Annotated in this window: 10 protein-coding genes; 5 read left to right on the top strand and 5 right to left on the bottom strand. The window is 45.2% G+C overall.

Annotated features, from left to right (window positions below; translation table 11 throughout):
- Positions 1-17: 17 nt before the first annotated feature.
- Complete coding sequence (gene djlA, locus J4N43_RS13940; protein ID WP_005383076.1) at positions 18-872, top strand: co-chaperone DjlA; 855 nt, start codon at positions 18-20, stop codon at positions 870-872.
- A 144-nt stretch (positions 873-1,016) separates the two neighbouring features.
- Here the strand turns inward: djlA and J4N43_RS13935 are convergent, their stop codons facing one another.
- The 5 genes from J4N43_RS13935 to leuA form a co-directional block, all read right to left on the bottom strand.
- Positions 1,017-1,799, bottom strand: coding sequence for a DUF547 domain-containing protein (locus J4N43_RS13935; protein ID WP_053349692.1), 783 nt, complete (start codon positions 1,797-1,799; stop codon positions 1,017-1,019).
- 335 nt (positions 1,800-2,134) lie between these two features.
- The gene (gene leuD / locus J4N43_RS13930) at positions 2,135-2,737 is read right to left on the bottom strand and encodes a 3-isopropylmalate dehydratase small subunit (RefSeq protein ID WP_042522424.1); all 603 of its coding nucleotides are present in this window, start codon (positions 2,735-2,737) and stop codon (positions 2,135-2,137) included.
- Positions 2,738-2,748: 11 nt separating this feature from the next.
- A complete protein-coding gene (gene leuC, locus J4N43_RS13925) occupies positions 2,749-4,149 on the bottom strand; it encodes a 3-isopropylmalate dehydratase large subunit (protein WP_005379681.1) in 1,401 nt (466 codons plus the stop codon).
- Positions 4,150-4,259: 110 nt separating this feature from the next.
- On the bottom strand, positions 4,260-5,351 hold the full coding sequence (gene leuB / locus J4N43_RS13920) for a 3-isopropylmalate dehydrogenase (protein ID WP_005383068.1): 1,092 nt from the start codon (positions 5,349-5,351) through the stop codon (positions 4,260-4,262).
- A gap of 82 nt (positions 5,352-5,433) precedes the next feature.
- Positions 5,434-6,981: a 2-isopropylmalate synthase gene (leuA, locus tag J4N43_RS13915; protein WP_005379685.1), complete on the bottom strand. Its 1,548-nt coding sequence runs from the start codon at positions 6,979-6,981 to the stop codon at positions 5,434-5,436.
- A 517-nt stretch (positions 6,982-7,498) separates the two neighbouring features.
- Here leuA and J4N43_RS13910 point away from each other — a divergent pair.
- The 4 genes from J4N43_RS13910 to calR all read left to right on the top strand — a co-directional run bounded on the left by J4N43_RS13910 (position 7,499) and on the right by calR (position 11,559).
- On the top strand, positions 7,499-8,296 hold the full coding sequence (locus J4N43_RS13910; RefSeq protein WP_053349691.1) for an SH3 domain-containing protein: 798 nt from the start codon (positions 7,499-7,501) through the stop codon (positions 8,294-8,296).
- Positions 8,297-8,447: 151 nt separating this feature from the next.
- Complete coding sequence (locus J4N43_RS13905) at positions 8,448-8,996, top strand: phosphatase PAP2 family protein (RefSeq protein ID WP_053349690.1); 549 nt, start codon at positions 8,448-8,450, stop codon at positions 8,994-8,996.
- 3 nt (positions 8,997-8,999) lie between these two features.
- On the top strand, positions 9,000-10,046 hold the full coding sequence (locus J4N43_RS13900; protein WP_005379691.1) for an MJ1255/VC2487 family glycosyltransferase: 1,047 nt from the start codon (positions 9,000-9,002) through the stop codon (positions 10,044-10,046).
- Between the two features lie 553 nt (positions 10,047-10,599).
- Positions 10,600-11,559: a LysR family transcriptional regulator CalR gene (gene calR / locus J4N43_RS13895; protein WP_005379693.1), complete on the top strand. Its 960-nt coding sequence runs from the start codon at positions 10,600-10,602 to the stop codon at positions 11,557-11,559.
- Positions 11,560-11,693: the final 134 nt, after the last annotated feature.

Genomic DNA, 11,693 nt, shown 5'->3' with positions numbered 1-11,693 from the left:
TTGATAGAGAACACATAATGCATATTTTTGGCAAAATTCTGGGTGCCTTTTTTGGCTTGTTACTTGGCGGGCCGTTAGGTTTACTCTTTGGCTTATTTATTGGCCATCAATTCGATAAAGCACGTCGCTTGAGTCAAGCCGGGTTCTCTACTGGCGGCTTTGGAAAAGGGCCAAGTCAAGCTCAGCGCCAAGAAGAGTTTTTTAAAGCGGCGTTTGCGGTAATGGGACATGTGGCAAAAGCGAAAGGCCAAGTCACCAAAGAGGAAATCCAACTTGCCTCAGCCATGATGGACCGCATGAATTTGCATGGCGAACAGCGTCGCGCAGCGCAAGACGCGTTTCGTGAAGGTAAAGACAGCGACTTTCCGTTAGAAGACGTTCTTGTTCGTGTGAAAATTTCGACAGCTGGTCGCTTTGACTTGTTGCAATTTTTCTTAGAGCTGCAAATCTCGGCGGCCTTTGCAGATGGCTCGATTCATCCTAGTGAACGAAATGTGTTACACAAAATAGCACGTGGTTTGGGTTTCTCTTCTGAGCAGCTAGAGCGTCGCTTGCAAATGCAAGAAGCCGCATTCCGTTTCCAAAGCCAGGGTGGTTTTCATGGTCAGCATCAAGGCCAATCTTCTGGTGGTAGCTGGCAACAAGCTTCACAAGCGGATCAGTTGGCCGACGCGTACAAAATTCTGGATGTGTCTTCAGATGCAGACAGTAAAACCGTTAAGCGTGCTTATCGTAAACTGATGAACGAGCATCACCCGGACAAATTGATGGCTAAAGGTTTACCACCAGAGATGATGAACGTCGCGAAAGAGAAATCTCAAGAGATTCAAAACGCTTACGATCTTATTAAGAAGGTTAAAGGCTTTAAGTAGTCGGACGTTTTCTATCAAACATTTGGATGTAAAAAAGGGCACTCAGTGCCCTTTTTTTTTCATGTCTTAGTCTTTGAGTTGCCGGTGTCTTTAGCTTTTGGCCTATTATGTCCCTAATGCTAATTGACCTCACATCCCCCCAGTTTAGTTGGCTTGATTCAAGTCCCAATCGTATTCGTATTTCACTTTGCCAGAGAAGTTTTTGTATTGCGGAGCATACGTTGCGATGTGGTTGAAGACTTGTTTCTCTCCACCAAAGTCCGCTGCAAACCAATCATAAATAGAAGACAGCTGCGCCGTGTTTCCTTGGATAGATACGCCTTTGCTGCTGTTGATAAATGTTTTGGCGGCACTATCCAGTAGAGCTTGCGTGTTGTCAGCAGTGAATGCTTGAGCTTGTAGGTTAGGGCATCCCAAACTTGCACAATTTACGGCGTAATGCGTTCTTGGGTCATTCCAAATTGGACGCAAAATTCGATGTTCAATATCGTTTAAAGTTAGATCCTTCCCATTGACCACGACCACATCGTCTCCCCAAGGACCAAAGCTAAATAAACCACCTAGCTTGGTGATTGATTCGACTGGATAGTTATCCAAAATAAGATCTACCGTGATGGCGTTGTAAAGGTTTACCCAATAGGCATATTGCTCTGCTTGGTTGTATTGTAGAGGGTCTAGTTTTGCCAAACGCTGGATGTATTGTTTCAGCTTAGTTTTATCGATAGAGGAGACTTGGCTATAACGAAACAAGGTATTCTCACCTTGTTCAACCAAATAAGCATCGAGCAATTGCTGCCAATCTTGATGAGAGATTTGACTTTGATTAGCCTGATTCGATTGTTTCCAATACGGCCATAAGTCGGATTTAGGTGCGGCAAATGTTGATAAAGAAACCAGAGCACACAACAGCAATAACAGACGCTTCATAGAGATACCTTTGAATGAGATATTGTTGATAGTGTAGACCAGTTTAGTGCTTGTTTTCTTTCAGTAATCAGTGGCCTTTATTCGCCGTCATTCCGAGGAGCATAAGCGATATCAGGAATCTAATACCCACAAACTCTTGAGTAAAGACAGTATTAATCTGCACAGTGCGCTCTGGCAGTCGATCCTGAATCACACTCCTTCGTCGTTGTTCAGGATGACGAATTTCAACAGAGGCGTTCGGTATTCCGTAAGCAAAGCGATATAAAATCAGTTGTCTAAATAATTAAAAGGGCCGACAATTGCCAGCCCTTGATTTGTGTATGTACTAACGCGTCTTAACGCAAGAAGCTCGGGATATTTGCCTCGTACTCGGCAATCTTATCTTCATGCTGAAGGGTTAGGCCAATGTTGTCCAAACCGTTTAGCAAGCAATGACGACGGAACGAATCGATTTCAAAGCTGTACTCTTTGCCGTTGGCGCGAACCACATTCGCTTCTAGGTCGACCTCGACTTCTGCACCTTCATTCGCCTCAACAAAATGGAAGATTTCATCCACTTCTTGCTCAGTCAAGCGAACTGGTACCATTTGGTTGTTGATCGAGTTGCCGTAAAAAATATCGGCAAAGCTTGGAGCGATCATCGCTTTGATGCCGTAATCCGCTAGTGCCCACGGTGCGTGCTCACGAGATGAGCCACAGCCGAAGTTCTCACGAGCCAGCAAGATAGATGCGCCTTGGTAGCGAGGTGCGTTCATCACGAACTCTGGATTTGGCTGTTCGCCAGCATCGTCTAGGAAGCGCCAGTCATGGAATAGGTGCTTACCAAACCCTAGGCGGGAGACCTTTTGTAGGAACTGCTTTGGAATGATGGCATCAGTATCAACGTTCGCTGCATCTAGAGGAACAACTAAGCCTGTGTGTTGTTTAAAGCCTGACATTGGTTTGCTCCTTAGTCTAGTTCACGAATATCTACAAAGTGACCAGCAATTGCTGCTGCCGCTGCCATCGCAGGGCTCACTAGGTGGGTACGGCCATCACGACCTTGGCGGCCTTCAAAGTTACGGTTTGAAGTAGACGCACAACGTTCATGTGGACCCAAACGGTCATTGTTCATTGCTAGACACATCGAGCAACCTGGTAGGCGCCACTCAAAGCCCGCTTCTTTAAAGATAACGTCCAAGCCTTCCGCTTCTGCTTGCGCTTTTACTTGCTCAGAGCCAGGAACGATCAGCGCTTGAACGTGAGGCGCGACTTTGCGACCTTTCGCTACTTCAGCGGCTGCGCGCATGTCTTCGATACGTGAGTTAGTACAAGAACCAACGAAGACTTTATCGACGTTGTAATCAGACAATGACTTGCCTGCCTCTAGGCCCATGTAAGCCAATGCTTTTTCTGCCGATGCCTTTTCTACTGGGTCGGCAAAGCTTTCTGGTGCTGGGATAGGTTGATCTACCGCGATCACTTGGCCTGGGTTAGTACCCCAAGTGACTTGTGGTTTAATGTCTGCTGCGTTTAGCGTCACGACTGCATCAAACTGAGCATCATCGTCAGTTTTTAATGTCTTCCAGTATTCTACTGCTGCATCAAAGTCGGCACCTTGAGGTGAGAATTTACGGCCTTTGATGTATTCGAACGTGGTTTCATCTGGTGCAATCAAACCGGCTTTCGCTCCTAGCTCAATCGCCATGTTACATACGGTCATGCGGCCTTCCATTGAAAGGTCTGTGATCGCTTCACCGCAGAATTCAACTACGTAACCTGTACCGCCAGCAGCTGTGGTTTCACCGATGATGGCTAGCACGATATCTTTAGCCGTGATACCCGGAGCCACTTTGCCTTTTACTTCGATCTTCATCGTTTTAGCGCGCGCTTGTTTTAGCGTTTGAGTTGCTAATACGTGCTCAACTTCAGATGTACCAATACCAAAAGCGAGAGAACCGAACGCACCGTGTGTAGCCGTGTGCGAGTCACCACAAACAATGGTCATTCCCGGTAGGGTAATACCAAGCTCTGGGCCCATAACGTGCACAATACCTTGGTATTTGTGGTTAATGTCGTAAAGCGTAACACCAAACTCTTCACAGTTTTTCGATAGCGTTTCCATCTGGATACGTGCCATCTCACCGGATGCGTTGATGTCTTTGGTGGTTGTTGAAACGTTGTGGTCCATGGTGGCAAAAGTTTTGCTGACCTGACGCACTTTACGACCTTTTTCACGCAAGCCGTCAAATGCTTGCGGAGACGTCACTTCATGTACCAAGTGACGGTCGATGTACAAGATTGGGTTTTCCCCTTCTGCTGCGACGGCAACGTGTGCGTCGTAGACTTTTTCGTATAATGTTTTGCCCATTGTTTGCTTCCTTTCCTCGTTATCCTTGTTGCTTTGTTTTAGCACCAATGACTTAGAGGTAAGTCATTGGTGGATAGAGGATTTAGTATTTATTATGAATCTGTTCTGTATTAAGAGTTTAAGATGTACTCAGCGATCTTATCGCCCATCTCAGACGTCGAAAGTGCAGGGTTGTCACCAGCAAGGTCACCCGTAAGCTCACCTGCTGATAGTGCTTTTGAAACTGCCGTTTCGATGTCTTGTGCCGCAGTTTCTTCACCTAGGCTGTAACGCAGCATCAGTGCTGCTGATAGGATTTGCGCCACAGGGTTAGCAATATTCTTACCTGCGATATCGGGTGCACTGCCACCTGCTGGCTCGTACAGACCAAATTTACTTTCGTTTAGGCTTGCTGAAGGCAGCATACCCATGGAGCCAGTGATCATGGCGCACTCATCAGAAATGATGTCGCCGAAGATGTTTGAACATAGCATTACGTCGAACTGAGCAGGGTCTTTGATAAGCTGCATAGTCGCGTTATCAATGTACATGTGTGACAACTCGACATCTGGGTAGTCTTTTGCGATTTCTTCGACTACTTCACGCCATAAGATAGAGCTTTGTAGAACGTTCGCTTTGTCGATAGAGCACACTTTCTTGCGACGTAGACGAGCAGACTCAAAAGCGATTTTTGCAATACGTTCGATCTCAAAGCGGTGGTACACCTCAGTATCAAATGCTTTTTCTGTTGCGCCTTCACCTTCACGACCTTTCGGTTGGCCGAAGTAGATACCACCCGTCAGTTCACGGACTACCACGATGTCAAAGCCGCGACCCGAGATGTCTGCACGTAGCGGTGAGAAAGCTTCAAGACCTGAGTGAATTTGCGCTGGACGTAAGTTACAGAACAGTTGGAAGTGTTTGCGTAGTGGAAGTAGGGCACCACGTTCAGGTTGGTCGTTTGGTGGTAAGTGCTCCCACTTAGGGCCGCCAACCGAGCCGAATAGGACTGCATCAGACTCTTCACATGCTTTTATTGTGCTCTCTGGAAGTGGGCAACCGTGGTTGTCGATCGCGATACCACCGACATCATGCTCGTCACGCTCAAACGCAATACCATGTTTCTTTTCGATTGCATCCAATACTTTATGTGCCTGCGCCATTACTTCCGGGCCAATGCCGTCACCGGGTAGGACGGCAATTTTGTACGATTTGTCTGTCATGTTAATCCTTTAAGTTTTCTAATTTTGAGCTTAATTATTTCAACGAGCGTGTTCTTTCCTGAGCCGTGTAGCCCGGTTGTTATTACACAGTCGCAATCTTTTTCTGCTTCATTTCTTCGATTTTATCTGCACGATGAATGCTGTTAATAACGTGCAATAATGCTTGGCCGGAAGCCTCAACGATGTCGGTGGAAACACCCGTACCGTGGTATTTGCGACCTTTGTAGTTGGCAATGATGTCTGCTTGACCCAAACCATCTTCACCTTCACCTTTCGCGGTTAGGTCGAATTTATCCAGAACGATGTCGTAGCCTGTCACGCGGTAGATACATTGGTATAGCGCATCAACTGGGCCATTACCGACCGCTGCTTCACACATTTCTTCATCACCGCATTGCATTTTGATGCTGGTGGTAGCCATTACGCTGCCAGACTGCACGCTTAGGTAGCTCAATTTGTAGAAGTCATCTTCTTCACGCAAGTTCGAGAAGTGCATTAGGGCTTCTAGGTCGTAATCGAACACTTGGCCTTTGCGATCAGCAAGTTTCAAGAAATCCGCATACAGCGCGTCTAGGTTGTACTCGTCTTCGTTGTAACCCATGGTATCCATATGGCTCTTCACGGCAGCGCGACCGCTGCGGCTGGTTAGGTTCAGAGCTTGGTTTTTTAGGCCAATAGACTCAGGGGTCATGATTTCGTAGGTATTCTTATTCTTCAACATGCCATCTTGGTGGATGCCTGAAGAGTGGCTAAACGCATTTGCACCCACAATTGCTTTGTTGCTTTGAATAGGCATATTGCATAGCTGGCTAACCAACTTACTGGTGCGGTGAATTTCATCATGCTTAATGCCAGTGTGAACGCCCAAAAACTCTTGACGAGTCTTGATGATCATTGCGATCTCTTCAAGTGAACAGTTACCCGCTCGCTCTCCAATGCCATTGATCGTGCCTTCTATCTGACGTGCGCCAGCTTGAACGGCGGCAATAGAGTTGGCAACTGACATCCCCAAATCGTCGTGACAGTGAACGGAGATGATCGCTTTATCAATGTTCGGAACGCGGTTAAATAGGGTTTCAATAATCCCACCAAACTCACTTGGTACGGTGTAGCCAACGGTATCTGGAATGTTGATTGTACTCGCACCTGCATTGATGGCGGCTTCTACCATGCGACATAGGTTGTCGATTGGAGTACGACCAGCATCTTCACAAGAAAACTCGACATCATCAGTGTAGTTACGTGCATGTTTAACGGCGTTGACTGCCATTTCTAGTACATCGTCGTAGCTGCGGCGTAGTTTGTCTTCTACGTGAATGGTGGAAGTGGCTAAAAACGTGTGAATACGGAATTGGTCAGCCACTTTTAATGCTTCAGCGGCAGCATCAATGTCTTTCGCAACGGCACGCGAAAGGGCACAAACTCGACTGTTTTTTATGTTTTTTGCGATGGTTTGTACAGACTCGAAATCACCTGGTGAAGAGATTGGGAAGCCAGCTTCGATAACATCAACGCCGAGTCTTTCCAGCGCATAGGCAATCTGCAGTTTTTCTTTAACCGTCAAGCTTGCTGACAACGCTTGCTCGCCATCACGCAATGTGGTGTCGAATATAATGACCTGATCGTTCATGTTTGCTTCCTTCCTGATTTCTGCACTTTCGCGCAAGTGAATCGTTTACTTCCAGTATTTAGATATAAAAAAACCCGCATTCTCATGCGGGTTCTTAGAAATTGGTGTGGTTATTTTTCTTCCACAGCCTACCCGCGCGAACTGGTCACGATCAGGAGGAGGCTAAGCAGGATAGAAAAATGAGCTGACATAGTTGTTAAGCTTTCCACATAATTAAGTTAACAAATTAGTACCGCACTCCATGAAGCGCGTCAACCCTAAAGTCGATTTTTTATTCATATCGGATGAGTCTTTTCGTTTGCTTGAAAAAAATGATGCACTAAGTGAAACGACATGATGCGATAGAAACGTGCTAGAAGAAGTAAGTTCTCATCAAGTTTGCGACGTTTCATTACCAAAACAAGCATCGGGATTGCGACTTGTCACACAAAGGTCCGAATTGTTTGGCAAAAGTTTTGAATGACCATTTATAGTAGTGCAGTTGCACTAGGTAAAAGAAATAAGGGTTAGGGAAAGAATGAGGTTAACAAAACAATTTGGACGTTCAGCCATAGTATTTACTCTGGTCAGCTTGTCGGGTTGTCAGCTGTTTCAATCGCAGACCTATGTGGAAGTGGCTTCCCCCGTTGTTATGAATGATCACTCACAGAGCGTCATGGTGATTAATGATCAAATGGATCGATTCTTGAGCTACGAGGGACGCGAGTCGTTTTTGAATCAAATGCTCGTTGCTCTTGAGTCGGACAGTCGAGATAAATTTAAAGGCAAAGATCCGGAAACGTATTCTTGGTGGAAGATCCGCGTTCAACCTAGTGAGAAACAGCAAGCGGAAGTTTTCCGACCAACCACTGAAGGTGTCGATACCTCAAACCCAGTAGAGTTTATGGATGTCTCTTACCGCTCTAAGACCACATTAAACCTACGCTCCAAACCGAGTCTTGAAGGGGCAAAGCTTGGCGTATTATCGAAAGGGGAAGTCTTTAATGTGCTAGCAAAAGTGGTTGATCAACCTTGGTTTCTCGTTGAACAGAAAGGAGTGATAAAAGGTTATGTCCATAAGGATTATGCGCGCAGCAATGTGATAAATCGTGACATTTTATCTACACAGCCTAACCCTTTACTAGAGCCTAACTCGAGTAAAACGGAGCAAACGAGTATAGAGCATGAACTGTCGGGAAACTATACTTGCCGCTCACTGAGCTATGAGCTAACAAAAGATGGTGACATGACGACAGGCTCTTTGCGCGCCTGCCGCAAGAAGAGAAAAGTCTGGTATATAGATACCCCTCAACCGCAACCAGCAAACCCTTCTTAGTGTTCTATTTTATGGTTATGCCCAATAGATAAATTGTTGGGCACACTTTAATTTGGCCTTTGTCATTAATTGTCCAAACTCCCGTCATGCTGTTGTCACCTAAACCTCCTACTTTTCACACAAAGGCGTTGTCAAAGTAAGGAAAGGTCACATGCGAACCATAGAGACAATTACACAGCCAATTGCAGCCATTGCTAAGTTTGATTTAGCGCTCTCTAGTGTTTGTCTTAAGCACCGTTTTAATCAACAAGTCGCCAATATCAGCAAAGGAGTCTCCCACAGTGGTGACGGGCATCTTTACTTGGTGTTGGGTTTATTAGCTTGGTATTTAGATAAGGAGCAAGGAGTCTGGTTTTTACTGGCGGGTTTACTTGCTTTTGCTATCGAGCTACCAATTTATTGGACGCTGAAAAATAGTTTTAAGCGTCGTCGCCCTGAAGAGCTTAGTGCACTCCTTCCTGCTTTTATTACTCCCTCTGATCGCTATAGTCTTCCTTCAGGACACACTGCCGCTGCGTTTGTCATGGCGACGCTGATTGATCATTTCTATCCGAGCCTAGGCGTTGCTGCATTCTTCTGGGCAAGTTTAATCGGAACCGCGCGAATCTTATTGGGTGTGCACTTTTTTACTGATGTCATCATTGGTGCACTGCTTGGCAGTCTTTGTGGTGGATTAGCGATTGCGATGTTGGGAGGCTAATTGATGAAGATCTTGTACGGTGTTCAAGGGACAGGAAACGGACATATTGCACGCGCAAGGGCGATGAGTCATGCGTTTAAAGAGCACGATGTTGAGGTCGACTTTTTGTTTTCTGGGCGAGCGCCGGAAAAATACTTTTCAATGGAAGCATTTGGCGATTACCAGACTCGCCGAGGCTTCACCTTTATTACCGAAAAAGGCTCTGTAAACTACGCGAAAACAGCATTGAATAACAATTTGGTGCAGTTTTTCAAAGAAGTTAAGCAACTCGATCTGTCGTCCTACGATCTTATCATTAATGATTTCGAACCTGTGACTGCGTGGGCAGCGAGACAACAAAATAAGCCTTCTATTGGTATCAGCCACCAAAATGCTTTCCGTTATCCGGTGCCACTAAAGGGAGCAAGTTGGTTAGATAAATCCGTCATTGAATACTTTGCGCCTTCTCAACATCACCTTGGTTTGCATTGGCATCATTTTGATCAACCTTTGTTACCACCGATAGTGCATACCGTCGATAGCCAAGCAGAAAACGACGACTTCGTGTTGGTGTATCTACCGTTCGAATCGATTGAAGATATCTCAGACTTATTGTTCCACTTTAATCAACAAGCGTTTATCTGTTATCACCCGGATGTGATCGAATGTGAGCAGGTAGAAAACATAGAACTGCGCCCTTTATGCCACAGCAACTTCCAGCATCATTTGCATCGCTGTAGTGGTGTCATTGCTAATGGTGGGTTTGAGCTTCCTTCAGAAGCCTTGTCTTTGGGGAAAAAATTGTTACTAAAGCCACTCGCGGGTCAATTCGAGCAGCAGAGCAATGTTGCGACCTTAGAAGATTTAGGGCTTGCGATGTCGATGGAGAGCTTAGACATTTCCGCAGTACGCCAGTGGCTGAAGGAGCAACAAGCCGAAAGTGTGAAATACCCAGATGTTGCTCAGGCTATTGTTCATTGGGTATTGCAAGGTGCATGGGATTCAAAAGCAGAGTTATCCAGACAGCTGTGGGAGCAGGTTGATTTTCCAAGTTACGTGTCGAACATTTAAGTACGTTGTTCAGTACATTGTTCCTTCCATTTTTGACACGATTTTGTTGCAGCCTTTCTGTTTGGAAGGCTGCATTTTTATTCTTCCTCTCTCATTTCTATTCAGTGTGTATTTGCTGATAATTTGACTGATAAGTGCAAAATTCAATCAGAGATATAGCTGCTATATGTTGTTCTTATCCCAACCAATAACTGAGCTAAATGCATGCTTGTGTTAACCGCCTGTCCTATCAATTTGCTAAATACGTCCTCAAAGAATGCATTTTTACGTGTTTTATAGTTTTTTATATTTTTATCAAGTATTTGTTATTTAACAAATAAATACCTAATTGGCTAAAATTTACTGATTAAATATCAATCTAGTTGCGAAACCGCAATCGATTAGTTGATAGTACAGTTCGAGCCGGAAGTATCCGGACGATAAATATAATAAAAAGTTAGGTTATCTATTCGTAAAATGATTCGAATCCAGCCGCCGTCTTTTGTGCGAGATGGGATTCTATTCGTTATGAATTTAATGAACAAAGTTGACGATTACAAAAGAGGCGCACTCAATGTTAGAGAAGAAAGACGCGATGAGCGCAATTGCTAGCTACCGTATGGAAAGCACTTTGCGTGGTGTAGATTTAAACCTACTGACTGTATTTGATGCTGTAATGCAAGAGCAAAATATTACTCGTGCAGCACATAACCTAGGCATGTCTCAACCGGCGGTAAGTAACGCCGTGGCACGCTTAAAAGTGATGTTTAACGACGAGCTATTCATGCGCCAAGGCCGTGGTATTCAGCCTACGCAACGAGCACGTCAACTGTTTGGTCCTATTCGCCAAGCACTGCAGCTGATTCGCAATGAACTTCCTAGCTCCGTATTCCAGCCAGAATCTTCGACTCGCTTATTCAAGCTTGCGATTTGCAGCCCTTGCGACATGCGTTTTGCTCCGAAGATCATGGCAAAAGTGAATCAACAAGCACCAAACGTTCAGCTTCACCTAGATGCAGAATTTGACCGTTTGTTGTCTGAGCGTATGCGCTACCAAGAAATTGATTTCGTGATCGACTACGCTCGTTTTGATGAGCAAGGTTTCTCAAGTACTGAAATCTTCAAAGATGAATTAGTGGTTATCGCATCAAAAACACACCCACGCATTCAAGGTGGTGTGACGGCTGAGCAACTGCTTAACGAAAAGCATGCGAAGTTATCGAAAGTGCATGGCCAACGTAGTTTCTCAGAGCAAGCGTACCGTGAACTGGATTGCCAAGCGGCGTATGAAGGTTCTAGTTTAAGCAACCTACTATACGTGGTGGGTCAATCTGAGCTTGTGACTATTGCACCACGTTGGATGGCGGAAAATGCGGTAAACAGCGATCAACTGCAAATTCTTGATTTTCCATTTGCGAACAAAGAAATCAGCGGTTTCTTAAGCTGGCATGAATCAAGTGAAAAAGATAAAGGCCACATTTGGCTACGCGATCAACTGATGATCACTTGTGGTGAAGTCGTTGCCGCAAAATAAGATGACGTTTGGTCTTCTCGATTAGACCATATTGGTAATCATCAATTTTTACAATTCATTGGTCCCCGAGCGATTTTTGTCTCTCGGGGCTTTTTGTTTTCGTAATCAACAATCGAAACAGTAAGTTAAATAGA

The sequence above is a fragment of the Vibrio sp. SCSIO 43009 genome (assembly GCF_023716525.1).
Lineage (GTDB): Bacteria > Pseudomonadota > Gammaproteobacteria > Enterobacterales > Vibrionaceae > Vibrio > Vibrio alginolyticus.
The sequence above is the reverse complement of the archived record's forward strand: the minus strand, read 5'-3'. Positions and strand labels throughout refer to the sequence as shown.